Source organism: Gibbsiella dentisursi (assembly GCF_039539505.1).
Taxonomy (GTDB): Bacteria; Pseudomonadota; Gammaproteobacteria; order Enterobacterales; family Enterobacteriaceae; genus Gibbsiella; species Gibbsiella quercinecans.
The window spans coordinates 874,193-899,977 of sequence record NZ_BAABDG010000002.1 but is presented as its reverse complement, the minus strand read 5'-3'; the positions used below and the strand labels follow the sequence as shown (position 1 = coordinate 899,977).

Sequence of the window (25,785 nt, the reverse complement as noted above, 5' to 3'; positions counted from 1 at the left end):
CAGCTCGATAATCGAACTGGCTTTTTAAGACGCATTACCGAAGCCTAAATTACAGCATCTCCTCGGTAACGGAAGCCGATGCCTCTTCAACGCCCTTTTCTCGTTGCGCCTGTAGCTTGGCCAACACTTGTTCCACCGTCAACAATACGTGGCCGCATTGCTCACGGGTAATGGTCAGCGGCGGCTCGATGCGCACCGATTTCGCATTGTTCAGCGTGCCGGCCACCAATATCCGCTGGCGGAACAGCTCGCTGGCAAAGGTATAACCGATTTCATTTTCCTGGAACTCGATCGCCTGCAACAGCCCCATGCCGCGGGCCTCTACGATCAGCTCAGGATAATTGGCCGCCAGTTTCTTCAGGCCATTGAGCAAGAAGGTACCGTTTTCGGCGGCCTTTTCGGGCAATTGATCGCGCAACAGAACGTTCACCGTCGCTAACGCCGCTGCACAGGCCAGCGGGTTACCGCCAAAGGTCGTGGTATGCAGGAAGGGGTTTTCAAATAAGACAGAGAACACTTCTTCCGTCGCCACCGTGGCGCCAATAGGCATCACACCACCGCCCAACGCTTTTGCAAGACAAAGAATATCCGGCTGAACCCCATAATGCTCGCAGGCAAACATTTTACCCGTACGCCCCATGCCGGTTTGTACTTCATCCAGAATCAGCAACGCGCCGATTTCGTCACACAGGGCGCGCACTGCCGGCAGATACTGCTCTGGCGGCAGGATCACCCCGCCTTCACCCTGAATAGGTTCCAGGATAACCGCAGCGATGCCCTCACCATTTTTATGGCACTGCTTAACCTTTTTCTTCATTGCTTCGATATCACCAAATGGCACATGGTGGAAACCGGGCAGCAATGGCATAAAAGGCTTACGAAATGCCGGTTTGGCGGTGGCGGAAAGCGCGCCCAAAGACTTGCCGTGGAATGCGCCGTGCGTGGCGATAAAACTGAATTTGCCGCGAGGGAATTGATATGCTTTGGCTAATTTCAGTGCGGCTTCAACCGATTCCGTACCGCTATTACCAAAGAAACTGTATTTCAGCTTGCCGGGTGTAATGGCTGCCAGCGTTTTAGCCAACATGGCGCGCAGCGGATCCAGCAGCTCCTGGCTGTGCAAGGGTTGTTTGCTTAACTGCTTTTCAACCGCTGCCAGCACCGTAGGGTTACGGTGACCAACGCTAAAAATGCCATAACCACCCAGGCAATCAAGATATTCGTTGCCTTGCGTATCCAACAGCGTGTTCGGGCTGTTGGCTCGCCACTCTACGGCGCCGTAACTGCCGCCGGTCGTGACGGATTTTCTGTACTCTAAAAACCCAGGGTTAACATAGTCGCGAAAAGCATCGAGCGTTTCTTTATTTAACGCTGCAACATCTTCCGCAGACAGGGTATCACTCATAATCCATTTTAATGCCTGCTGAGAACACTCTAGCGGGTTGAGATGGTTAGGCTGTCTGGACAAAATGCGCTCCTTGTTTGTTGGCACCACATGATGCCAATTTAAGTAAAGCACAAAGCACGCCAGAAAATTATCAAGGTACTAAATAAAGATCTTCAGCTAAAAATAAAGAATTTTGAAGTATAAAGTAAAATATAACCCTGACAGTTGTGCGAGAAAAATAACCTATGGGCAGCGCCCGACAGCATAGCGCTCCGCCCCACGATGGGGCTGTTTGCCCCATTGTGGGGCATTTGGGCGGCACCTCAGGTTGCGCTGGTTTCGCGAAACTAAGGAAAACGGGTGTTGCCCCGGCCTGGGCGACAACGCGCAGCGATGTTAGCGGGTGGCCATAAGGCCACGCCGTAGTAAAGAAGCACACCGGCGCTAACAACACGCCAGCTCGCCGCCCTTGCCGATACTAAGCACCATGACAATAATCACTGTTCCAATAGTATCTGGAGCAAATCAATACATTGAGCTTGTAAATAATATCATTGCAATAAAACATGGATAACCCATTCATTTTATCCACAATTCCCAGTTTCTTTAACGCATTGGTTTTATGCGTCGAAATCGTTTTTACCGAAATATTTAACCGGCGGGAAATCATGTGCGGCGCATACCCCTTGGCCAATTCGCTGATCACCGCTAACTCCCTGGATGTGAGTGGATATTTTATTATTTCATTCCAATTCACGTATCTTTCCAGCGTCGCCAGCAACGTTTTAACAGACACCTTTTTTGAGATAAAACCGTACGTAGAATCAGGCAGAAAACTCATATTAGACATAAATACAACCCTCACACCTCGAGGTATTTTCTCTATTAACTCATGCAATTTTTCAGGGGTAACCACATCTATAACAACGATATTGTTACGGCCAGATACAGGATGGTACGACAGGCATCCGTTACTGACATGTTGCGCATATAATTTATATTTTTTGGTATCAATAATATGCGAGAGGCCAAAGATAAAATAAAAATCCTCTGATAAAACATACAGATTAATAGTATTATCCATTATTTATTCTTTGTTTGTTTTTTCACAGATGAAATAATATGGTCTGATAAGATCACTCTTTAATGTGTACCCTTTTCCATTAAACCCTTCCACCCGCATAATGAAATCATGCGGAGCGCCTAATGCTATCATTTTTATTTTTAGCTGCTGCATGACTTGCCATAAACGTTGGCTCGATGATTTCAAACCATGCTGATCCCAAACATGGAATAAAATATCCTCGTTGCATACAATCCCTCCATTAGCATTTTTCAAAAGATAAACAAAAAGGCGCATCATGGTGTCGCGCAGTATATATTCTTGCCCTTTAAATTTAATTGAAGATAATTTACGATGTTCTAACTCAAAACGAATATCATGGCCTATATAATAACCGGCTAACACTCTTTCCATTAGAAATAGACTCCTGTCTTATTTAAACCCATAGCTAAATTACACTATGGCTATATCCCGCTAGAAATATAACCTTCAAGAACAGCAAAACCAATACAAATCAATCGCCCCTAAAAAATCAAAAAATCACACAGCATTAACGGCAAAGTAAAGAATAAAACACCAACAAAACAACAAAAACCAACATTACATTTCAAAATAAAAATAAAACGGCATACACAAGCTTAAAACCACACACAAAAAACAATAAAAATAAACAATCATATTTAAACAAAATTCCAGAACTAAACACTAATAACTATAAATACTTACACCAATCGAACAACTCATTACCTATAGATAATAAAAAGCATTTTACTCAATAAAAAGACAAAACAGTTTATTAAGGATTTTTTTCACTTAAGATTCTTAAATTAATTAAATGTCATTTCAATCAACTAGTTATATAAAATAATTAAAGCTTAGTTAATAATACGGTGATACAACCTGCACTTATCGGGCGTCCATTTAACAAAAAAAAACATTCCATAAATGAAAGCAAGATCTTTCTTATCAATTTATTTTTTTATGATAGGATTTCGATAAAATATTTACTTACCAACAGGCCATATACTACTAAATAGGTAATAAGTTATGACTAATAAATTTATTATCAATGACAATGTCATATTCATACCTAACGAAAACAGAATTTTAAGTAAGGATAACCACAGAAAAAATAGCACTAACAACCCCAGCAAGCCGTTGCCTGCAGTTGTTGCTGGAAAAACAAGCACTGGTCTCACAGAAGGAGCTCTATGAGTTTGCATGGGGAATGAAAAGCCAGGAGGTTACCCCTAATAATCTATATCAAAATATATCCATACTTAGAAAAGCCTTTAATGCCGTATAGGCAGATGGTAAAAAAACTGATAATCACTGTTCCCAGGCAAGGCTTTTATTTCGACAAAACGGTAAAAAAAGAAAAGTCATGTTTAAGACAGAAGCAAAGCCAATAACTAGAGGATTAATAACAGGAAAAGTCAGGAAAAGATCCTTCGTCATTTCTGCCTTACTGACGGTGATAATCGCTGTAACGCTCATCACCAATAAAGCCATATCCAGTAATCCATATGATTCACATCATGAATTCGTAGAAAGCGTGGCCGCTCGCCAGGCGGACAGAAAGCCGAGTATTGATATTCCCAATAACAGTAAAGGCCAATACAACACGGTTTATCCTTATGAACATCTCACAGCAATATCGAAAGCGCCTACACTTTCTTACTGAAATCCGTTTTTCGTGAACAATCAGGCATCCGCATTCTATTGTTATAAAGAGTATGAGCTATAAAAACAACGCCGATGCTTGTCCCCTTTATTCTTCATTCTCATCGTAATGAATAATCGAGAGTAAGCGAATTGGCACCTGCAGTAGCTTTTCCGGGCCATGGGGCACCGCCCCGTCAAAGGATAAGCTGTCGCCGGGATCCATGTCATAAAAACGTTCACCGTGGCGATAAATCAGCTTGCCTTCCAGCAAGTAGAGAAACTCATGGCCAGGATGGCAAAAATTGGGGAAGACTTCGCTGGCATCATCCATCGTAACCAGAAATGGCTCATAACGCTTTTTAGGGCCATGCTGATAGCTAAGAAGATGGTAGGTGTGGCCCACTTCAGTACCGGTGCGCACCACCTCCATAGCATCCCCGGCTTTCACCAACTGCGCACCGCGCCCTACCAGATCGTAATCACTAAACAGCTTGGACACCGGCAGGCCGATCGCCGCACAAAGCCGGCTTAGGGTATCCAGACTGGTAGATACCTGTGCATTCTCGACCTTGCTGACCATACCTGGGCTGATACCGGCGATGCGCGCTACGTCAGAAATTTTAAACCCCTGCGACAGACGTTTTTGCTTAATGGCGCGCGCAATATGTTGCTCCAGGCTTAACCGCGTCGCCTGCTTTTCCGTGGTAATGGGCCTGCTCATGCGGGTTATTCCTGATTATTGGCTCGGTGGCTGTTGCCAAGCTCAAATGAGATAGCCTGCGCGGTGTTCAGCAACGCCTCGCGGATCGCCGCTTTCTGCCGTTCTTCCACCATAATAGCATCCGGCCCGGAAACATTAATGGCGGCGACGATCTGATTATGGTGGTTTCGCAGGCCGGTGGCGAACGCGGTGGCAAAATCGGAACGATGCTCAACCCAGCCAGTGAGGCGATCCTGCGCAACAGTTTGTTTCAACTCTGGCAAGGTGCGTGGTGCCGCCACCGCATAGCCATCCAACCGTGCGTGCTGATACAGCGCATCAAGTTCACTCTCATTCAGTTCGGTCAGCAATATCCGCCCCATTGCGCTGCAATGACAAGGGATGCGCGTGCCGATCGGCACGTTCACCGAAAGCCGCTGTGAAGCAAACGAACGGTAGATATAGACCGTATCCTGCCCTTCACGGATCCCCAAATGGCACGACATCGAAATGCGGTTTCGCAGAGCATTGAGGTGCGGCATAGCGATATCCACTACATCACGGCTGGCCAGATAGCTAAAACCATTGGAGATAACCTGCGGCCCAAGTTGATAGGTGTTTTTCGCCACCTTTTCCAGATAGTTCATCTCCGTCAGCGTCGTAATAATACGGTAAATGGCCGAGGTGGTGACCCCAAGCGCGTCGGCGAAATCCTGCACGGTGAGAATGCGCCGCTCGCTGCTAAACATTTCCAGGATTTTCAACCCGCGGAATAAACCGGGGACGGTGTAATCATTCTCCGATGACATTTCTGCTGCCATATCTGCCTTCATCCAAAAGAGGTAACTCGCCCAACACCTGACACGCTGCCGGGCATAATACGAAGTATTAAAAGGGATACAATGCCAATCAGTTAAGCAAAATCAGGCATAACAATAAAGCGAATAGGTAAATCCTGCGCTACGAGGGCAATCTAAAGTATACGCACCGTCTGGCCTGCAAACTCCGCCATAGCATCCTGCAGCACACCCCAAAAATAGCAAGCGGCAGTGCTGTCCATCAGTAGCCAGTACCGTGTTTCGCCTGAGAGGCCGGTGTTAATGATGATCGCGTTGCTGCGCGCCACCGAGGTTTGCGCCACGCAGCCCGGCGCAAAGGCGGCAGGGCTCAGGTTGACGCCACACAGCTTGGCCAACACCGCGTGCGCATGTGGCCCGGCCAGAGCCAACCAGGCGTGAGTATCCTGGCGCGGTAACAGGTAACACGCCTGCTCGCCCAACTGCCAATCGGCTTCTTCCTGGCGCATACGCGCGCCGCCATCAGCCAGCGCGCCCAGCAGCAGGAATTCGCTGGCGGACAAACGCACCACCAGACTGCCATCATCCTGCCAAAGCGTCTGATTCGGGCGATCGGGCAAACGATAGCCACGCGCCGTCAGCCAGACGGGCGCCTGCCGCCCGCGAAACCCCACCCGACCGACTCGCGAGCAATCGGCCAACGTCGTCTGTTCAGCATGCTCTGGGCCCAATAACGGCGGTTCAGGTAGGTGATCGAGCGGCATACGCGCAAAAGCCAGTGCTGATATCATGTCACATCTCCTGTCTGCGATTATCTTTGTCATAAAATGGCAAGGCGACCACCGTGGCCAGAACCTCTGCCCCATTTTCAACGCGAATGGTCACGGTTGCCCCTGCTTCGGCATGCTCAGGCGCCGCATAGGCCAGGCCGATAATCGCCTTAAGGGTTGCTGAATATTCGCACGAGGTGACATTGCCGCAGATCTGTCCGCTTTTCAGCACCAGTTGCCCCTCGAGAGGTTGCGGGCTGCCCGCCGGCAGCGTAAAGGCCACCAGGCGACGCACCGGTGGTTGTGCTTCGAGAATATCAATGGCCCGGCGACCGACAAACCCCGGTTTGCTACGGTTAACCGCCCAGCCTAACCCGACCTCAGCCGGGTGGCTCATACCGTCGGTATCCTGGCCGATAATCACATGGCCCTTCTCCAGCCGCAGCAGGCGCTGTGCCTCAACGCCAAACGGGCGGATCCCTAGTGCCTGACCCGCAGCCATCAGGATTTCCCATAGGGCGGCGCCATAGCGCGCCGGCACATGGATCTCATACCCCAACTCACCGACAAACCCCACCCGCAATACTCGCGCTGGGATGTCGGCGACATGCCCTTGGCGATACCCCAGATAAGGGAAATCCTCTGCGGCAAGATCGATATCGCTGCACAACGCTTGCAGCACCGCGCGCGCCTGCGGCCCAGCCAGGTTGATCGCCGCCCAGCCAGCGGTAACATTGGCAATATCCACATCCAGCCGCCATTGGGTGTTCCACTTCAACATCTCCTGATAGACGCGCGCCACGCCCCCGGTAGTTGCCGTCACATAAAAATGGTTTTCCGCCAGGCGACAAGCCACGCCATCGTCAATCACCACCCCCTGCTCGTTGGTCATCACCGCGTAGCGGGTGCGGCCTACCGGCTGTTTGAGAAAGGCAAAAGTATACATACGGTTCATCAGTTCAGCGGCATCCGGCCCGCGAAGTTCGATGGCCCCCAACGTGGAAACATCAATCAGACCAACATTACTACGTACGTTGAGCGCTTCCTGCTGGACTGTCTCAGCCTTACTGAGGCCTTCCACCGTATAATAACCCGGGCGTAACCAATTACCGGCCGGCATCAGCACGGCCCCCAGCGCCAAATGGTATTGATGCAATGGGGTGATGCGGTAGGGATCAAAACTGCGCCCGGCCAGGTGCGCCAGTGTTTCACCGCTAAACGGCGGCCGGGCGGTTGTTACCCCGGTTTCGCTGACACTGCGGTTGGTCGCCTGAGCCACCAGCCGCGCCGTCGGCAGCGCCGAATGACGCCCCTGCGAAGGCCCCATACCGACGGTGGAAAAACGCTTCACCAGTTGTATATCGCGATAACCATGGCGTGTGGCGTTGATGATGTCTTTGATCTGTAGATCTTCATCAAAATCCACAAATTCTTTGCCTTTCGGGTGCGGGAAGATCGGCCAGGGGTAATTACCCGTAGGCGCCCCTTCGCTCTTCGGCGGTTCGGCGGCAGCCAGACCAAGCTGACGCAACGCGTTAAACGCCGCCCGCCGGCCGTCGCTGAGTACATCAGTCAGCACCTGCCAGCCATTAATCGAGCCGGCAGTCACCACCCCGGCAGGCAGTTTGCCGATGGTGAACGTTGCCGTGTCATCATCATAGTTGAGCTTGCCGCCGGCCTGGCACGGCAACTGCCAGGCCGGCATATAACCGGCGGACATGCACAGCAAATCACAGTGAATACGCTCTCCCTGTGCCGCCACTTGTCCTTTGCCAGTAATCGAACGGATCTCTGCCCCGATCACCCGGTGCAGCGAAGCGTCATGCAGTGCTTCATAGACCGTGGCGCCCATGAATTGGCGGATGCCCAACCCGGCCACGCTGGCCGCCAGCTGCGCATCCGCCGCCTGGGCGCGCAGATCAACCACCGCCGCCACCTCGACGCCCTGTTCATGCAGTTCCAATGCCGCCAGCCAGCCGTCGTCATTGCCGGTCAGCACCACTGCGCGCCGGCCTGGCCGCACCGCATAGTGGCGCATCAACCGCTGGGCGGCACTGGTCAACATCACGCCGGGCAAATCGTTATTACGGAAGATCACCGGCTGATCATAAGCCCCTGTCGCCATCACACAGGCCCGGGCGCGGACTTTATACATCCGTTTTCCCTGGATCACCGGCAGGTAGTTATCCTGGAACCAACCGTTGCAGGTAGCGGAAGCCAACACCCGAATATTCGGGTGTTGGCTAACTCGCTGGCAAAGCTGGTGCAACAGTTGTTCCGCAGGTGCCCTGTCGGTAGCAAAGCGCGCCCAGGTCAGCGCGCCCCCCAACAACGCTAGCTGCTCGACCAGCAGCACATCGGCCCCGGCTTCGGCGGCGCTGAGCGCCGCCTGCAGTCCGGCTGGCCCGGCCCCGACGACCATGACGTCCGTGAACAGATAAGCCTTATCATAATATTCCGCCGTGGCGTGCAGGTTCATCACTCCCAGCCCGGCCTTGCGGCGTATTAGCGGCTCCCAGCGTTTCCACATGCCCTGTGGTTTGTAGAAGGCACGGTAATAAAAACCCACCGGCATAAAGCGCGAAAAGGCGCCCAGTTTCATATCACGATCCTGGTCCAAAGCGCCGTTATAGTTTTGCCCACTAACCGTCAGGCCATCGCTGATGGTTTGCATGTCGGCCAAGACATTCGGTTCATCGGCCAGTTGCACCAACGTATTAGCATCCTGTCCGGCCAGGGTGAGAATGCCGCGCGGACGATGGTATTTGAACGAACGCGACAGCAAATAGCGCCCGCCGGCCGTTAAAGCGCTGGCGATCGAATCCCCCTGCAAACCAACCCAGCGCTGCCCTTCAAAAGTAAACGTTACCGGCCGGGTGCGATCGATCATGACCCCCAATGGTGCCGGCAGGCGGTTTTCCAGCGTGTTAATCGCCGCTGCGGATGCCTTGCCGGCGTTCAGAGTCGTCTCGCTCATTTTATTTCCACCCCCTGCTTAGCCGTGGCCGGAATCGCAAACGCTGTTGTGGGCGCCCCTTCCCGCCCTGGCGGATGGGGGAAGCGTTCGGCTGGATCGTAAGTTCTGATGATTTCATCGGTAACGGTATTGCGCTCAGCCAGAAACCAATAGCTTGAGGCTGCATGCATCCACCATTCGGTCACGATCCCAGCGGTGTTATCGCTGTAGAACACGTAACTGGCCCATTCACGATCGCTGCAGTTGAGCGGATCTGGCATAGGTTTCAATTCACCACCGTAAATAAATTCGCTGATATTTCGCAGCCCATTTAGCGGGCACGGCATTAATTTCATCACGATCCCCTATTAATGGCTGGCGGCGGTGGCGCCCATCTCATTGACCTGCTGGAAATGGGCAAAACGCTCCAGGCGGAACGGTGCAATAAGCGCCGGGGTCTTCCCGCCGCTGGCCACCATTTCCGCCATGGTCTTACCGCAGATAGGCGTTGCCTTGAAGCCCCAGGTGCCCCACCCCGCATCCAGGTAGTAGTTCTGCACCGGGCTTTCCCCCATGATCGGGCTGTAGTCCGGCGTCATATCCGTGATCCCGGCCCACTGCCGCATCAGGCGTGCTTTGGCCAGGAATGGGAACATTTCAATACCGTGAGCAATTAGACTTTCTTTCAGATCAAGCGTGGAACGGGTGTTATACAGCGGGTAAGGATCGGAGCCACCGCCAAATACCACCTCGCCGCGGCTGGTCTGCTGCACGTAGCAATGCAGCGCCGATGAGCTGACCAGTGGATCCAAAAACGGTTTCACCGGTTGCGTTACCATTGCCTGCAACGGGTAACTGACCACCGGCAGCCTGAAGCCAGCCTTTTGCGCCAACAGCGAACTGTGGCCGGCAACCGCCTGCACCGCGCAGCCGCATCCGATGGTGCCGCGGTTGGTTTTCACCGCGCTGATCTTACCGCCGACGATCACCAGATCCTGCACTTCGGTCAGTTGATGAATCTCCACGCCGCGTTTGGCCGCCGTCTTGGCGTAGCCCCACGCCACCGCATCGTGGCGCGCCGTAGCGCCGTCGATATGCCACAGCCCGGCGATGACGGGCAGATGACCGGGATCAAGATTCAATGTGGGGACCAACGCTTTGATCTGCTGACGATCGAGCATTTCCGTGCGGCCACCAAAATGTTTATTCACCTCGGCACGCTGGCGGAAGGCCCGCACCGCAGCGTCAGTGTGCGCCAGCGTCAATTGGCCGCGCTCCGAATACATGATGTTGAAATCAAACTCATTGGATAACCCCTGGAACAGCTTCACCGATTCGCTGTAAAACCGTACCCCTTCCGCGGTCAGGTAGTTGGAACGGATCACCGCAGTGTTGCGTGCGGTGTTGCCGCCCGCCAGGTAACCCTTTTCCAGCACGGCCACGTTGGTAATACCGTGGTATTTCGCCAGATAGTAGGCAATCGCCAGCCCGTGGCCGCCGCCGCCGATAATCACCACGTCATAGTGAGCTTTCAGATCGCGCGGCGGGGGGATATCCACCTCGGCGGGGTAGTTGGCGGACAGGCCATATTTCAGCAAGGCAAAAGGCATAGCATGAGTCTCCCGGTCAGCTTACGGTAGGCAACAGCGCGGCTTGCAGTTGAAGCCGGGTTGCCGTTACGGTGTTTTGCATCAGGCAAGCGATAGTCATTGGCCCCACGCCGCCCGGCACCGGCGTAATCGCCCCCGCCACCCGGCTCGCACTGGCGAAATCCACATCCCCCACCAGCCGGGTGCCGCCTTCCGGCGGCGCCCAGCGGTTAATCCCCACGTCGATCACCACCGCGCCGGGCTTGATCCACTCTGCGTCCACCATGTTGGCCCGGCCGACGGCAACCACCAGAATATCGGCCTGGCTAGCCAATTGCCGGGCATTGGCGCTGCGCGAATGCAGCACGGTGACGGAACAATGCGCCTGCAGTAACAGTGCAGCCATTGGTTTGCCGACAATATTGGAGCGGCCAATCACCACCGCATGTTTGCCGTCAAGATCCGGGCACGCGGCCTGCAGCAGTCGCATACAACCGAGCGGCGTACAAGGTGTGAGCACCTCACAGCCCTGTACCAGCCCGCCCACGTTCTCATGGTGAAAACCATCGACATCCTTCAGCGGACTGATTGCACGGATCACCGCGTGTTCATTGATCTGCGGCGGTAACGGCAGTTGAACCAAAATGCCATTAACCGCCGGATCCTGGTTCAACCGGGCGATGGTCGCCAGCAACTCCGCCTGCGGCAGCGCTGTGTTAAAGCGGTATTCATGAGAGGTAATGCCGGCGTTTTCCGCCTGGCGGATTTTATTGCGCACATAAACGGCGCTTGCGGGATCGTCCCCCACCAGGATCACCGCCAGCGCGGGGTGAATACCCTGTTCGCGCAGCACAGTCACCTCTTTGGCTACGGTGTTTAACAGCGCCTGAGCACAGGCTTTGCCATCAATGATTTGCGCACGAGCTTGTGCCGAAGGAAGCAGACTCATTTGAAAATTACCGTTTTGTGTTCATCCAGGAAGATACGGCGCTCAATGTGGTATTTAACCGCCCTGGAGAGTGCGATAGTTTCGGTATTGCGGCCCACCACCACCAGATCATCCGGGCGGTAGGTGTGATCCACCCGCTGCACTTCCTGTTCGATGATCGGCCCTTCGTCCAGCTCGGCAGTAACATAGTGCGCCGTTGCGCCGATCAGTTTCACCCCACGGCTATGGGCCTGATGATAGGGCATTGCGCCTTTGAAGCCGGGCAAGAACGAGTGGTGGATATTAATCGCCCGGCCTTTCAGCCGTTGGCACAAATCATCGGAAAGGATCTGCATATAACGCGCCAGCACCACCAGTTCGGTACCCGTTTCCTCCACTATCTGCAACAGCGCCGCTTCCTGTTGGGCTTTGTTTTCTTTATTCACCGGCAAATAAACAAAACGGATCCCTTGCCGCTCCGCCATCGGGCGTAAATCCAGATGGTTGGAAACAATAGCGGTAATACGCATATCCAATTCTCCCTTGCCGTGGCGATATAACAAATCGTTCAGACAGTGATCGAATTTGCTGACCATTAACAGCACGCGCATCGGTTCAGCAATGTCATGGATTTGCCAAGCCATCTCAAAGCAGTTGGCGACACTGGAGAAGCTACGGCGCACGCTGTCAATATCGCCGTTCATCCCTTCATTAAAACGAAAGCGAGCACGTAAAAAGAAGCGCCCCAACTGCTCATCATCGTACTGAGCCAACTCACTGATATAGCATTGGTTATCGCTTAAATACGTGGTGACGGCCGCAATAATGCCGGAGGTGGCGGCACAGGATGCGGTGATGATATAAGAATCCTGATTGGTCTTCATTTAAATCTCCACATACAAACATTAAATTTTACATATGAATATTTACGGTAATTATTTGCATGTAACAGGCCTGAAATCGTTGCTCTGCAATACGTCTACTTCAAAAAAAAATTCTTGTCGAGATTTTTTGTCTCACATGGCTAAAAATAACCAAAATAATTCACATACAAATAAATATAATTATATATAAAAAATAAAAGGTAGATTATGCTAAATATCCACACATGTTGTTTGTTTTTAACAAAAAAAATTAAAATTCATCCACACCAATACCGCAACATATGCACCAAAAAAGTCACATTTCGCACTTAATTAGTGCACCGCACACACTTAACACCATTAAAAATAACATTCATATATGAATTAATGTTTTAAGGAATTTCAAGGCACTGATTCTCATTAGCAATTTATTTTCCCCGCTTAAATATTAGGCCGTACGGCGATCTTGGCACGCTGCCTGCATTTTACTTTTAAGAAAAAAAAATTCCCTACAGGAATTAAAAATCACCGGCGTAGCCGCACCTGCTTAGGCCGCGCAACATCGCAACCCTGCTGTTGAAGGAGAGATCATGTCCCCTGAAGAAGCTGTGAAATTTCTGCAAGACAATGAGATACGTTACATCCTGGCGCAGTTCGTCGACATTCATGGCGTAGCAAAAACCAAGTCGGTGCCCGCCGGTTGCCTGATGGACATTGTGGAGAAAGGCGCAGGATTTGCCGGCTTCGCTATTTCAGGGATGGGCATGCAGCCACAAGGGCCGGATTATATGGCCCGGGCCGATCTCGCTACCCTGTCGCTGGTACCTTGGCAGCCCGGTTATGCCCGCGTGGCCTGCAGCGGTTATGTCAATAACGCCCCCCACCCTTACGATAGCCGCGTCGTGTTGATCAGGCAGCTCAAGCGCCTGCAGGAAAAGCGTTGGACGCTGAACAGCGGCCTGGAACCGGAATTTTCGCTGTTCAAACGCGGCGAGCGCGGTGAACTGTTGCCAGCGGACTATAGCGATACTCTCGCCAAACCCTGCTACGACTACAAAGGGTTGTCGCGGGTGCGTGAGTTTCTGGAGCAACTCTGCGAATCACTGATGACCGTGGGTTTCGACGTTTACCAAATAGACCATGAAGACGCCAACGGTCAGTTTGAGATTAACTACGCTTACAGCGATGCCCTTACCTCGGCCGATCGCTTCACCTTTGTGCGCATGGCGGCCGGGGAAATCGCTTACGATCTGGGTTTAGTCTGTTCCTTTATGCCCAAACCCTTTGCCGACAAACCCGGCAACGGCATGCACTTCCACCTTTCGATCGCCGACGAGCACGGCCGCAACGTGTTCGGCGATGACAGCGATCCGCAAAATCTGGGGTTATCCCGTACCGCCTATCACTTTATCGGCGGCCTGCTACACCATGCCAAAGCGCTGTGCGCCTTCGCCGCGCCGACGGTGAACTCCTATAAACGTCTGGTCAGCGGTGGTTCCAACAGCGGCGCCACGTGGGCGCCGGTCTTCATTGCCTATGGCGACAATAACCGCTCGGCGATGGTGCGCATCCCCTACGGCCGCCTGGAATTCCGCCTGCCAGACACCAGTGCCAATCCTTATCTGGTGCACGCGGCCATCATCGCCGCCGGGCTGGACGGTGTGCAGCGCGAGATCGATCCCGGCAAGGCCTGCAACCTTAACCTTTACCAATTGACCGGCGAACAGTGTCGGGAACAGGGGATCGACAAACTACCGGAAAATCTGAAAGAGGCGATCGACGCGCTGTCAGACGACACCGTGCTACGCGAGGCGCTCGGCAATGAGATTGTCGACGAATTTATCCAGGTTAAACGCCAGGAATGGCATGAATACCACCGTCACGTCAGCGAGTGGGAATCCCGCCGTTACAGCGAAATGTTCTAAACCTTTTATGGCCTAAAACAGAGGAAAGTATATGTGTGGAATTGTGGGTCTGTACTTTAAAAAAGCCGAACTGGAAAACCAGCTCGGCGCGCTGTTTGCCCCGATGTTGATCTCAATGACCGAGCGTGGGCCAGACAGCGCAGGCTTTGCGGTTTACGGCGATGACTACGATCAGGGCGTTAAGCTGACGTTGCGCAGCAGCACTGACAACTACGACTGGCAGGCCTTGGCCGAACGGCTGGGCGGCGCGTTCGGCAGCGTGGATACCTGGTTCCAAAACGCCAGCGTCGCGGTTTATAAACTGCCGGCGGATGAAACTGCCGCGCTGAACTGGCTGGCGCAGTACGCCCCAGATGTAGACGTATTGAGCGCGGGCCATAGCATCGAGATCCTTAAAGGCGTCGGGTTGCCCGCCACGGTGGCCGAGCGCTTTAACCTTCCAGCGATGAAAGGCAGCCATGCCATTGGCCACACCCGCCTGGCGACGGAAAGTGCAGTTACCCTGCAGGGGAGCCACCCTTTTTCTACCGGGCTGGATCTGTGCCTGGTGCACAATGGCTCCCTCTCCAACCACAATCGCCTGCGCGAAAAGCTCAAACGCGCCGGCATTGTGTTCAAAACCGAAAACGACTCCGAAGTAGCGGCCGGATATCTCACTTGGCGCATGAGCCAGGGCGATAGCCTTAACCAAGCGCTGACCCATGCGCTCAAGGATCTGGACGGTTTCTTTACCTTCGCCGTCGGCACCCGCGATGGTTTTGCCGTTGTGCGTGACCCAATCGCCTGTAAACCGGCCGTGATCGCCGAAACTGATGATTATGTCGCCATGGCTTCAGAATACCGGGCGCTGGCGAATCTGCCCGGCATCAAAAACGCTAAAGTTTGGGAGCCGGAACCGGCGAAAATTTACCTGTGGCAACGTGGCGAGGAAAGCCACGTGGAGGCAGTGCAATGAAAACCTACAATCTGAACGCGGGCCTGCGCGAACTGAACCAAGCACTGCACGATAGCCAGATTACCGCACAAGAAAAAGCATGGCGCGTAATTCAACCCAACGGCGCGCACAACATCGCTTGCGGCGTTAACGCCGATATCAGCATCGATATCGATGGCCACGCCGGGTACTACTGCGCCGGGATGAACCAGCAAGCCACGATAACCGTACACGGCAACGTGGGCGTTGGCGTAGCGGAAAATATGATGTCCGGCAGCGTGCGGGTCAAAGGCGACGCCTCACAATCCGCCGGCGCCACTGGCAACGGCGGCCTGCTGGTGATCGAAGGCAACGCCTCTGCGCGCTGCGGAATCTCGATGAAAGGCATCGACATCGTGGTGAAAGGCAATATCGGCGCCATGAGCGCATTTATGGGCCAGGCGGGCTGCCTGGTGGTATGCGGCGATGCCGGCGAAGCGCTGGGAGATTCGCTGTATGAGGTACATATCTACGTCAAGGGCAAAGTGGCGTCGCTCGGCGCCGACTGCGTGCAAAAAGAGATGCGTGCCGAGCACTATCAAGAGCTGAGCGAACTGCTCAAACAGGCCGGTTTTGACGACGAATCGCCGGAGGCGTTCACCCGCTACGGTTCGGCGCGCCAGCTGTACCACTTTAAAGTTGATAATTCCTCAGCATACTGACAGGAGCCGAAAATGAGCGATAAATTCAATCCTACGCTGAGAGAGTCAGCAACTTATGGCCGCGACGTCATTGCCGAAATCCAGCGCGCCGCCGAAACCGGCATCTACGATATCCGCGGCTGGGGCGCCAAACGCAAAGTCCCCCACTTTGACGACCTGCTGTTTCTTGGCGCCAGCATGTCCCGATATCCGCTGGAAGGCTACCGGGAAAAATGCGGTACGGAAGTGACACTGGGCACCCGCTATGCGAAAAAGCCACTGGTGATCAGCACCCCGGTGACCATCGCCGGAATGAGTTTCGGCGCACTGTCGGCGCAGGCCAAAGAGGCGCTTGGGCGCGGCGCGTCGGCAGTAGGCACCTCGACCACCACCGGAGACGGCGGCATGACGCCGGAAGAACGCGGCCAGTCGTCAAAACTGGTTTATCAATATCTGCCTTCACGCTACGGCATGAACCCAGACGATCTGCGCAAAGCCGATGCCATTGAAGTGGTGCTTGGCCAGGGGGCCAAGCCGGGCGGCGGCGGTATGCTGCTGGGGCAGAAAATCTCCGAACGCGTTGCGGGCATGCGCTGCTTGCCGCAAGGGATCGACCAACGCAGCGCCTGCCGCCACCCGGACTGGACCGGCCCGGACGATCTGGCGATCAAGATTGCCGAGCTGCGTGAAATCACCGACTGGCAGGTGCCGATTTACGTCAAGGTAGGCGCCACACGTACCTACTATGACGTCAAGCTGGCAGTACACGCCGGCGCCGATGTGGTAGTGGTGGACGGTATGCAGGGCGGCACCGCGGCCACCCAGGAAGTCTTTATCGAACATGTGGGTATCCCCACGCTGGCGGCCATTCCCCAGGCGGTTCAGGCACTGCAGGAGCTGGGCGTCCACCGTGAAGTACAGTTGATCGTCTCCGGCGGTATCCGCAATGGCGCCGATGTGGCGAAAGCCATTGCGCTCGGCGCCGATGCCGTCGCCATTGGCACCGCCGCACTGATTGCACTGGGCGATAACCACCCGCGTTTTGAAGCGGAATACCAAAAGTTGGGTTCCGCCGCCGGCTTCTACGATGATTTTCAGGACGGCAAAGACCCCGCCGGCATCACCACCCAGGATCCGGAACTGAGCCAACGCCTCGATCCGGTTGCCGCCGGCAAACGACTGGCGAACTACCTACGGGTGCTAACGCTGGAAGCACAAACGCTGGCGCGCGCCTGCGGCAAATCTCACCTGCATAATCTGGAACCGGAAGATCTGGTGGCGCTGAACGTGGAGGCCGCGGCGATGGCGCGGGTGCCATTGGCGGGCACCTCGTGGATCCCGGGGCAAAAAATCTAACCCTTACTCCACTGGGGGCCTGGCCCCCTGTTTCCCCATGCCGAATAATCAACCGCAGTCGAGGTTAATCATGAAGTCAGTTTCTTTACGGTGGAAAGTGCTGGCCGGCGCATGCTGCCTGCTGTTCGCCCAACACGCCGGCGCAGCGGTGCCAACGGTGGTCATGAGCGGCGCTGATACCGCGTTTGTCTTTACCTGTTCGCTGGCGGTGCTGTTGATGACGCTCCCTGGCCTGGCACTGTACTACGGCGGCCTGGCCCAGACCAAAAACGTGCTGTCGGTGCTGATGCAAGTGTTTAGCGTGGCCGCGCTGATGAGCCTGCTATTCGCCATTTACGGCTATAGTCTGGCATTTTCCGACGGCGGCGGCCTGCAAACCTTCATCGGCGGCATTGACAAGCTGTTCCTGCGCAACATCACCACTGACTCACTGGTGGGCACCCTGCCGGAATACCTGTACGTACTGTTTATGATGCTGTTCGCCGCCATTACCCCCTGCCTGATCGCCGGATCGTTCGCCGAGCGGATCAAGTTTTCGGCGGTGATGATATTTATGGCGATCTGGCTGACCATCGACTATATCCCGCTGGCCCATATGGCCTGGGGCGGCGGTTGGATCTTGAACTGGACGGATCAGGATTTTGCCGGCGGCAATGTGGTGCATGTGAATGCCGGTATCGCCGCGCTGATTGGCGCCTTACTGATTGGCCCACGCCGCGGTTTTGGCCATGCCATACTGCCGCCGCACAACATGACCATGACGCTTACCGGCGGCTGTTTGCTATGGGTGGGCTGGTTTGGTTTCTGCGGCGGCTGCGCGCTGGCCGCCAACGGCTACTCAATGCTGGTGGTGCTCAACACGATGTTGGCAAGCTGCGCCGGGGCAATATGCTGGCTGCTGATTGAATGGAAGCTCCAACGTAAACCCAGCCTGTTGGGGGCAATAACCGGCGCCATCGCGGGGCTGGTCGCCATCACACCGGCCTGTGGTTATGTCGGCCCAATGGGGGCGATCGCGCTGGGTTTTATCATATCGCCAATCTGCATGTATGCCGTGATCCGCCTCAAAGCGCGTATGAAGCTGGACGATGCCTTTGACGTATTTGCGATTCACGGCATCGGCGGCATCGTCGGCGGTGTGCTAACGCCGGTGTTTGCCCTGCCGTGGCTGGGCGGCCAGGGCTTTATCGAAGGCAGAAGCTTTATCGAACAGTTGGGGGTAAACGTGGCTTCGATGCTGTTTTGTATCGTCTGGGCCGCCGTCGCCAGTGGGATCGCCTATAAGGCCGCGGCGCTATTATGCGGCGGGCTGCGGGTGGATGACGAACAGGAGATCGACGGGCTGGATCTTTCCAGCCATGGCGAAGTCGGCTACCGTACGGTGAACTAGCGGCCGCCGGCTAGTGGGGACAAGGCGCGGGTTATTTCCCCGCGTAGACTTCGGCGGCAATGATTTTCTGCGCCTGACCCTTCTCTGGCGTACGGGACTTCAGGTATTCCAACGCCACTGCCGCCGCAGCCAGTACGTGATCGACGCAGGCCTGGTACGCTTTGTGTGGATCGCCGCTTTTTATCGCCGCCACCAGCCGTTCCATCTCCAGGTTACTGTGCCGGCGCCGATCGCCCTGCGAAACCGTCGTGGCGCGCAGGTAGCTGATACGAGCCTGCAGTTGGCGCAGCTGTTGGGCAGCAATCCGGTTGCCGGCGCCCGCCATTAACACGTCGTAAAAATCCTGCACCGATTTCAGAATCTGCGGCAGTTCCCCCTTTTCCAGCATGATGCGGTTGGTTGCCAGCGCAATTTCCAGCTCCTGCAGCTGTTTTTGTGTCGCGCGCAGGGTAAACAGTTGGACAATCATCCCCTCCAGCACGCAGCGCAACTCATACAATTCGCAGGCATCCTCCAGGGTGATCACCGCTACGCGCGGGCCTTTGGCACCGGCGTACTCCACCAATCCTTCGGATTCCAGGTGCCTTAACGCCTCGCGCACCGACGTGCGGCTAACGCCAAGCCGCTCGCACAGATCGCGCTCCACCAACCTGTCGCCCGGCAGCAATTGGAAGTTTAAAATCGCACTGCGTAGTTTATCCAGCACGATCTCACGCAGCGTGACCTGATTGCGTTTAACTTTAAAACCATCGTCGAAAGGAAGGCGTTCCATAAATAAGCTCTGTTTATCCAATAACATTGGCCCAGCGGGCATCGCGGCCGGGCGCAAAAAACACTGATACTTTAAATAACACGAATTGCAGGCCAAAACGGCAAAAGCGTTTCTGAACAGCGCCTGCGCGGGTTCCCGAGTAATTCGGCTGCCGGCAGCCTCCCATCGTGGCGAGGCCAGGGTTCGGCCGAGTAATCGCACCGGCGCACATGCAACCTAAAGCATGACGAGTCTATCAAACTAACGCATCACAAAAGGATCGGGCATCGGCTGCTGCGACAGGTTGATCCACACCGTTTTACACTCAGTATAGGCCAGCAGCGAATCAATCCCGCCTTCCCGGCCATAGCCGCTTTGCCCAAAGCCGCCGATCGGCGCCATCGCCGACACCGCGCGATAGGTATTCACCCAGATAATCCCGGCACGGGTATCACGCGCCATACGGTGCGCACGGCCGATATCGCGCGTCCAGATGCCGGCTGCCAGGCCATATTGGCTGTCATTGGCCAGCGCCAGCGCCTGAGCTTCATCCTGAAAACGGATGATAGCGGCAACCGGGCCAAACACCTCATCCTGCATGATTTCAAGCGCTGAATCATTGCATTCAAGCAATGTTGGCGCATAAAACCACCCACCCGCCGGCAGCGTCAGGTGGCCGCCGCCGAAACATAACCGTGCGCCTTGCTGCTGCGCGCGCGCCACCATACGCTCCACTACTGCCAACTGCTGTTTGGTAGCCATTGGCCCCATATGGGTGTTCTCATCCTGCGGCGACCCAATGTTAATGCGTTTTACCCGCTCATGCAGGCGAGCGACAAAGGCATCATAGATCTCATCCTGCACCAACAGGCGCGAACCGGCGACGCAGCTTTGGCCGGAGGCGGCATACACGCCGGCCACCACGCCATTAACCGCATCATCCAGATTAGCATCGGCAAAAATAATGTTGGGAGATTTGCCGCCCAGTTCCAGTGACAGGCTGGCGAAGTTTTCAGCACTATTGCGGATCACTTGCTGCGCCGTGGCGCCGCCGCCGGTAAACGCAATGCGGCGTACCAGTGGGTGGCAGGTTAATGCCGCGCCGGCGGCCGGCCCGTCGCCGGTGACCACGTTGATCACCCCAGGCGGGAAGCCAACCTCTTCCACCAACCGTGCTAGCGCCAAAATAGAAGCCGAGGCGTGCTCGGACGGTTTCAATACCAGCGTATTACCGGCGGCCAGCGCCGGGGCGATTTTAATGGCGGTCAGATAAAGCGGGCTGTTCCACGGGATCAGGCAGGCGACCACCCCCAGGGCTTCGCGCACCGTGTAGGTGAACAGATCGGGCTTATCCATCGGCAAGGTGCCGCCTTCCAACTTATCGGCTAACCCGGCCATGTAATAAAAGAACTCTGGCAGGTAGGCCACCTGGCCGCGCGTTTCACGAATCAGCTTGCCGTTGTCGCGGCTCTCTAACTGAGCCAGCGGTTCCTGATGCGCAGCAATGGCATCCCCCAACTTGTGCAGTAATTTTCCCCGCTGAGTGGCGTTAATCCCACGCCACGCAGTGGCGTTGAAAGCCTGGTGCGCGGCCCTGACGGCCCGATCGACATCCACCGCCGCCGCCGCCGGGAACGTGGCCCAGGCTTCCCCGGTTGCCGGATTATAGCTGGGGAAGGTCTGGCCGCTTTGCGCTGCGACCCACTCGCCGCCAATCAGCATGCTGAAACGTTCGGTTGTCATCGCCGCAGTTCCTCTGTGTGTTGGTGATTGAAAAATGCATCCTGCAGGAAGGCCAACAGCAGCGCATTTACTTGCTCCATCGCCTCCAGCACCATCATATGCTTTTGCCCCGGCACAATGGCCACGCGGGCGCCAGGTATTTTGCCGGCCAGCGCCTTGCTCATCGCCGGGGTCGAGCCGCTGTCGTATTCGCCGGTGGCGACCAGCACCGGTACGCGAATGCTGCCCAGTTGCTCGCTCAGATACCGATCTTCGCGGGCGAACAGCCGATAACTGGTCAGGTAGCCAAACTTGTCGTTGTTCAGCAACGTTTGCCGCAGCGCCGCCAACTGCGCGGCGTGCGTGCGGCGGTACTCATCACTGAACCAACGCTGCAACGCCGCTTCGACGTTGGCCGCCGGGCCATCCAGCGCAACCTGATGGGCACGCGCTACCACTGCGGCCTGCTGCTGCGGCGTACGTTCATAAACGCTGTTGAGGATCGCCAAACCGGCGGCGGCGGCGGGGTAATGCAGCGCAAACGCACGCGCCACCAACCCGCCCATGGAAAAACCAATCACCAGCGCCCGTTTGATATGCAACGCCGCCAACAGCGCATGCAGTTGATCGGCATAGGTCTTCAGCGATGCATCCGCCGGCGGCGGCGGGCTACGCCCATGCCCCAGCATGTCATAAGTGATCACTTGGTAATATTGGCTCAGGCAGGCGACCTGCTGCGCCCACATATGCTGATCCAGCCCTACGCCATGAATCAATACCACCGGGCACCCGCGGCCGGTGACCTGATAGCAGGTGCCTTGCGCGCTAAAGGCTGGCGCAACGGCCGCAACCGCAGAGTTTGTTTCATTCATCAGGCTTGCTCCGCTTGTTCCTTCGCCAGCGCTTCCAGATCCAGATAGCGGTTGCCAATACGCGGGTGCAAACGGCCGCCGTCGGCAGCGCCGAGCACCACGACGATCTCATCTGCGCGTGGCGCGTCTTCAATCTGCATTTCCAGGGTGACATAATGGGAACGCAAACCGCCATCATCCTTGTGCATCATCGGGATCTGGATAGATGTGCCAGCCCCGCCGCGCTTATTGGTGAAGCTTAAGTAGCTCTTTGCATTGACTGCATCACGGTAATGGTTGCCGAAACGCAGGGTGTGGATCACCGCCGACGCGTGTTCGATTTCACCGTCAACCCCCACTACCGCCGCTTTACCATAGGCTTCGATATTGCCGGCGCCACCGATCAGCCGGCATAGGCGTTCGACCATCATCATCCCCAGCGCCGAGCAGTTGGCCTTGATGATCGGTTGCAGATCCTCAACGAAGCCTTTGCCCGCCCAAGGGTTAAGCATGACTACCGCCAGCCCCACCATGGTGACCGGTTTTTCCGCCGCCTTGCCGCCTTCAATCAACGTCTCTTCCGTGTAACTGACGATTTTTCTGATCTCGAATCCCATACGCACGCCCTCAGTAAGATTTAACTTATGGTATACCATAATACATATAGGCCGCGCATATTCTCCAAGTCAATCAAATATTTTATTAACACTGGATAAAATAAAATTGAAAATAATAAAAAACCGCGCGGTAATATATAATTATTTGAAATTACACCCCTTCAACAACAATAATTTCCACAAACGCCACGCCCATTCTTTCCGCCATCGCTTGTTGATACTGTTGTGAATGGTAACAGCGCAACGCATCATCAAAAGAATCAAACTCAATCACCACGCTGCGCTCAGGCCGCATAACCCCTTCCAGCACCTGTGTCTTACCGCCCCGGGCTAAAAAACGGGCCCCGTAGCGTGCAAAGGCCGCCGGGGCCAGGGCGGTGTATTTCGTATACTGCTGTGGGTCTTTCACCACAACGTGAGCAATCCAATAAGCGGCCATTTGATGGTTACCGAATGAGCAAAGATAAACAGTATTAACAGAGATAGCATAGCCGGTGAATTATTTTCAATGACTATAAGAAAATGCTTTATCAAAAAGTCCGCCTTTAAAGCTGAGCATTTTCGACTATTTACCTCAACACAATGATATAAAATAAAAAAATAGCCTTTATTTATTTATGAAAATCAAATTTGATATACAAACGCCACAAAAAACGATATTAGTCGTTAAAAATCATTTAATTAAACCCATATCAGCCCTATAAGATTTTCATATTGATGAATTATTGAAAAAAGTTTGGAATACCATAATATGATTTACCAGAACCACAGCATGTACCGGTAGTGCCGGTTTAAGAGTAAGGCTGCGGCCATCGGCAGATTTTTCGTTACAAGGTTGGTGATTAGCGCAATAAAACACTGGACGCAGGCTCCGGCCCGTCTCCCTGACATCCTCAAGGATCCCACTATGAAATTGACACAGTTTTCACGTTGTGCCATCACGCTTGGGCTACTGGGCCTGACCAGTTTTTACGCCACGGCAAACGACACCATGAGTTTCATCAGTTGGGGCGGCACCACACAGGATGCGCAGAAAGAAGCCTGGGTGGCGCCATTCAGTAAGCAAACCAACGTCAAAGTGATTTCTGACGGCCCCACCGATTACGGCAAGTTCAAAGCAATGGTCGACAGCGGCAACGTCTCCTGGGATGTGGTGGATGTTGAGGCGGATTTCGCGCAGCGCGCCGCCGCGGCCGGCCTGCTGGAACCGTTGGATTTCAAGGTCATTAAGCGCGAACGCATCGACCCGCGCTTCGTTTCCGAACACGGCGTCGGTTCCTTCTTTTACTCTTTCGTGCTGGCCTATAACCAGGGGGCAACCGGCGGCGCCACGCCGGAAGATTGGTCGGCACTGTTCGACACGAAAAAATACCCCGGCAAACGCGCCCTCTACAAATGGCCTGGCCCCGGTGTGCTGGAATTGGCGCTGTTGGCAGACGGCGTACCGGCGGAAAAGCTTTATCCACTGGATCTCGATCGCGCGTTTAAAAAACTCGACACGATCAAACAGGATATTGTCTGGTGGGGTAACGGCGCGCAATCTCAGCAGCTCTTGGCCTCCGGCGAAGCGGCACTGGGGCAGTTTTGGAATGGCCGGGTATACGCGCTGCAAAAAGACGGCGCGCCGGTCGGCATCAGTTGGCGGCAGAACCTGGTGATGGCGGATATCCTGGTGGTGCCGAAGGGCGCCAAAAACAAAGACGCCGCCATGAAGTTCATCAGTTATGCCAGCAGCGCCACAGGGCAGGCCGACTTCGCCAATCTCACCGCCTATTCCCCGGTTAATCTCGACAGTGTGAAAAACATCACGCCGGAACTTGCCAGCAGCCTCTCCACCGCCCATGAGAAAGATCAGGTTTCCCTGGATTACGTTTACTGGGCCCAGCATGGAGATGAAATCGCCGCCCGCTGGAATGAATGGTTGGTGAAATAATGGTTTCGCTCTCACGTTCGGAACAGACTGCCAGCCAGGTATCCCCACTTGGCACAGCGCGCTCTGCCAACCTGATACGGCTGCGCAACTGGCAGGGCGCCTGGAAACTGGTGCCGGCACTGCTGTTCCTGCTGTTGTTTTTCCTGGTTCCGCTGTGCAGTTTACTGGCGCGCAGCCTGCTGGAACCGGCACCAGGCTTGGCGAACTACAGCGCACTGTTCGCCAATGCCGCTTATCCGCAGATACTGCTTAACACCTTTACGGTCAGTATCCTGGTGACTGGCATCAGCCTGCTGATCGCCTTTCCGCTCAGTTGGGTGATCACGCTGATGCCCAGCGGCTGGGGCCGCTGGATACTGAATATTATCCTGCTCTCCATGTGGACCAGCCTGCTGGCCAGGAGCTACTCCTGGCTGGTGCTGCTGCAAACCACCGGGGTGATCAATAAAACGCTGATGGCGCTAGGCCTCATCAGCCAGCCGCTGGCGCTGGTGCACAACCTGACGGGGGTAGTGATCGGCATGACCTATATCATGATCCCGTTTGTGGTGCTGCCGCTGGTCACCACTATGCGCAATATCGATCCGATGATCCTGCAGGCGGCGTCAATTTGCGGCGCCGGCCCCTTTAGCAACTTCTTTCAGGTGTTTTTACCGCTGTGCCGCTCCGGCCTGTTCTCCGGCGGGTTGATGGTGTTTGTCATGTCGCTGGGTTACTACGTTACGCCGGCGCTGTTGGGCGGTGCGCAAAATATGATGCTGCCGGAATTCATCGCCCAGCAGGTGCAGTCCTTCCTTAACTGGAACTTCGCCAGCGCAGCCGCCACGTTGCTTATCGTGCTGACCCTGCTGCTGTTTTACTTTTATCTGAAACTACAGCCGGAATCGCCGGTTGGCTCCCCTCGGTAA

The 25,785-nt window shown here is 54.7% G+C and carries 25 protein-coding genes; 9 read left to right on the top strand and 16 right to left on the bottom strand.

From position 1 onward, the window contains the following. Positions 1 to 49: 49 nt before the first annotated feature. The 3 genes from ygjG to ABFX35_RS04525 form a co-directional block, all read right to left on the bottom strand. On the bottom strand, positions 50 to 1,468 hold the full coding sequence (gene ygjG / locus ABFX35_RS04535; RefSeq protein ID WP_346079436.1) for a putrescine aminotransferase: 1,419 nt from the start codon (positions 1,466 to 1,468) through the stop codon (positions 50 to 52). A gap of 397 nt (positions 1,469 to 1,865) precedes the next feature. Next, entirely contained in the window at positions 1,866 to 2,471 is a 606-nt protein-coding gene (locus tag ABFX35_RS04530; protein ID WP_346079434.1) for a response regulator transcription factor, read from the bottom strand. Positions 2,472 to 2,474: 3 nt separating this feature from the next. Beyond that, the gene (locus ABFX35_RS04525; protein ID WP_346079432.1) at positions 2,475 to 2,864 is read right to left on the bottom strand and encodes a winged helix-turn-helix domain-containing protein; all 390 of its coding nucleotides are present in this window, start codon (positions 2,862 to 2,864) and stop codon (positions 2,475 to 2,477) included. A gap of 703 nt (positions 2,865 to 3,567) precedes the next feature. Between ABFX35_RS04525 and ABFX35_RS24145 the strand changes: the two genes are divergently transcribed. After that, positions 3,568 to 3,756 carry a winged helix-turn-helix domain-containing protein gene (locus tag ABFX35_RS24145; RefSeq protein ID WP_428832180.1) on the top strand — a complete coding sequence of 63 codons (189 nt, stop codon included), beginning with the start codon at positions 3,568 to 3,570 and terminating at the stop codon, positions 3,754 to 3,756. A 78-nt stretch (positions 3,757 to 3,834) separates the two neighbouring features. Beyond that, the gene (locus tag ABFX35_RS04520) at positions 3,835 to 4,134 is read left to right on the top strand and encodes a hypothetical protein (RefSeq protein ID WP_279028655.1); all 300 of its coding nucleotides are present in this window, start codon (positions 3,835 to 3,837) and stop codon (positions 4,132 to 4,134) included. An 87-nt stretch (positions 4,135 to 4,221) separates the two neighbouring features. On the opposite strand, the gene ABFX35_RS04515 is transcribed toward ABFX35_RS04520, so the two are convergent. The 8 genes from ABFX35_RS04515 to purU all read right to left on the bottom strand — a co-directional run bounded on the left by ABFX35_RS04515 (position 4,222) and on the right by purU (position 12,739). Then, a complete protein-coding gene (locus ABFX35_RS04515; protein ID WP_279028654.1) occupies positions 4,222 to 4,836 on the bottom strand; it encodes a helix-turn-helix domain-containing protein in 615 nt (204 codons plus the stop codon). A 5-nt stretch (positions 4,837 to 4,841) separates the two neighbouring features. Continuing rightward, complete coding sequence (locus ABFX35_RS04510; RefSeq protein ID WP_346079429.1) at positions 4,842 to 5,636, bottom strand: IclR family transcriptional regulator; 795 nt, start codon at positions 5,634 to 5,636, stop codon at positions 4,842 to 4,844. A 152-nt stretch (positions 5,637 to 5,788) separates the two neighbouring features. Further along, positions 5,789 to 6,403, bottom strand: coding sequence for a sarcosine oxidase subunit gamma (locus ABFX35_RS04505; RefSeq protein WP_279028650.1), 615 nt, complete (start codon positions 6,401 to 6,403; stop codon positions 5,789 to 5,791). Between the two features lies 1 nt (position 6,404). After that, a complete protein-coding gene (locus ABFX35_RS04500) occupies positions 6,405 to 9,359 on the bottom strand; it encodes a glycine cleavage T C-terminal barrel domain-containing protein (RefSeq protein WP_279028647.1) in 2,955 nt (984 codons plus the stop codon). After that, positions 9,356 to 9,694 carry a sarcosine oxidase subunit delta gene (locus ABFX35_RS04495; RefSeq protein WP_346079426.1) on the bottom strand — a complete coding sequence of 113 codons (339 nt, stop codon included), beginning with the start codon at positions 9,692 to 9,694 and terminating at the stop codon, positions 9,356 to 9,358. The genes ABFX35_RS04500 and ABFX35_RS04495 overlap by 4 nt, the downstream gene beginning before the upstream one ends. A 12-nt stretch (positions 9,695 to 9,706) precedes the next feature. Further along, entirely contained in the window at positions 9,707 to 10,948 is a 1,242-nt protein-coding gene (locus tag ABFX35_RS04490; protein ID WP_279028641.1) for an FAD-dependent oxidoreductase, read from the bottom strand. A 16-nt stretch (positions 10,949 to 10,964) separates the two neighbouring features. Then, positions 10,965 to 11,876, bottom strand: coding sequence for a bifunctional methylenetetrahydrofolate dehydrogenase/methenyltetrahydrofolate cyclohydrolase FolD (folD, locus tag ABFX35_RS04485; protein WP_279028638.1), 912 nt, complete (start codon positions 11,874 to 11,876; stop codon positions 10,965 to 10,967). Then, positions 11,873 to 12,739, bottom strand: a complete 867-nt coding sequence (purU, locus tag ABFX35_RS04480) for a formyltetrahydrofolate deformylase (RefSeq protein ID WP_279028635.1) — start codon at positions 12,737 to 12,739, stop codon at positions 11,873 to 11,875. The genes folD and purU overlap by 4 nt, the downstream gene beginning before the upstream one ends. A 569-nt stretch (positions 12,740 to 13,308) precedes the next feature. On the opposite strand from purU, the gene glnT reads away from it, so the two are divergent. From glnT to ABFX35_RS04455, 5 genes are all read left to right on the top strand, one after another. Beyond that, entirely contained in the window at positions 13,309 to 14,643 is a 1,335-nt protein-coding gene (gene glnT / locus ABFX35_RS04475; protein ID WP_279027471.1) for a type III glutamate--ammonia ligase, read from the top strand. A gap of 31 nt (positions 14,644 to 14,674) precedes the next feature. After that, entirely contained in the window at positions 14,675 to 15,598 is a 924-nt protein-coding gene (locus tag ABFX35_RS04470; RefSeq protein ID WP_279027469.1) for a class II glutamine amidotransferase, read from the top strand. Then, positions 15,595 to 16,278, top strand: a complete 684-nt coding sequence (locus ABFX35_RS04465; protein ID WP_279027466.1) for a protein glxC — start codon at positions 15,595 to 15,597, stop codon at positions 16,276 to 16,278. The genes ABFX35_RS04470 and ABFX35_RS04465 overlap by 4 nt, the downstream gene beginning before the upstream one ends. A gap of 12 nt (positions 16,279 to 16,290) precedes the next feature. Beyond that, the gene (locus ABFX35_RS04460; protein ID WP_279027464.1) at positions 16,291 to 17,613 is read left to right on the top strand and encodes an FMN-binding glutamate synthase family protein; all 1,323 of its coding nucleotides are present in this window, start codon (positions 16,291 to 16,293) and stop codon (positions 17,611 to 17,613) included. A gap of 70 nt (positions 17,614 to 17,683) precedes the next feature. Further along, on the top strand, positions 17,684 to 19,003 hold the full coding sequence (locus tag ABFX35_RS04455) for an ammonium transporter (protein ID WP_279027463.1): 1,320 nt from the start codon (positions 17,684 to 17,686) through the stop codon (positions 19,001 to 19,003). A 31-nt stretch (positions 19,004 to 19,034) separates the two neighbouring features. Here ABFX35_RS04455 and ABFX35_RS04450 read toward each other — a convergent pair whose 3' ends face one another. The 5 genes from ABFX35_RS04450 to ABFX35_RS04430 form a co-directional block, all read right to left on the bottom strand. Then, complete coding sequence (locus ABFX35_RS04450; protein WP_346079422.1) at positions 19,035 to 19,775, bottom strand: GntR family transcriptional regulator; 741 nt, start codon at positions 19,773 to 19,775, stop codon at positions 19,035 to 19,037. 240 nt (positions 19,776 to 20,015) lie between these two features. After that, positions 20,016 to 21,497: an aldehyde dehydrogenase gene (locus ABFX35_RS04445; protein WP_279027460.1), complete on the bottom strand. Its 1,482-nt coding sequence runs from the start codon at positions 21,495 to 21,497 to the stop codon at positions 20,016 to 20,018. After that, positions 21,494 to 22,348, bottom strand: a complete 855-nt coding sequence (locus ABFX35_RS04440; RefSeq protein ID WP_346079420.1) for an alpha/beta fold hydrolase — start codon at positions 22,346 to 22,348, stop codon at positions 21,494 to 21,496. Before ABFX35_RS04440 ends, ABFX35_RS04445 begins: the two co-directional genes overlap by 4 nt. Next, entirely contained in the window at positions 22,348 to 22,944 is a 597-nt protein-coding gene (locus ABFX35_RS04435) for an amino acid synthesis family protein (protein WP_346079418.1), read from the bottom strand. The genes ABFX35_RS04440 and ABFX35_RS04435 overlap by 1 nt, the downstream gene beginning before the upstream one ends. 151 nt (positions 22,945 to 23,095) lie before the next feature. Continuing rightward, the gene (locus ABFX35_RS04430; RefSeq protein ID WP_279027455.1) at positions 23,096 to 23,383 is read right to left on the bottom strand and encodes a DUF1330 domain-containing protein; all 288 of its coding nucleotides are present in this window, start codon (positions 23,381 to 23,383) and stop codon (positions 23,096 to 23,098) included. Positions 23,384 to 23,851: 468 nt separating this feature from the next. Here ABFX35_RS04430 and ABFX35_RS04425 point away from each other — a divergent pair, with 468 nt between their 5' ends. Next, entirely contained in the window at positions 23,852 to 24,877 is a 1,026-nt protein-coding gene (locus tag ABFX35_RS04425) for a polyamine ABC transporter substrate-binding protein (RefSeq protein ID WP_346079416.1), read from the top strand. Further along, positions 24,862 to 25,785 (top strand): ABC transporter permease, encoded by a 924-nt coding sequence (locus ABFX35_RS04420; protein ID WP_279027453.1) that lies wholly within the window; start codon positions 24,862 to 24,864, stop codon positions 25,783 to 25,785. The genes ABFX35_RS04425 and ABFX35_RS04420 overlap by 16 nt, the downstream gene beginning before the upstream one ends.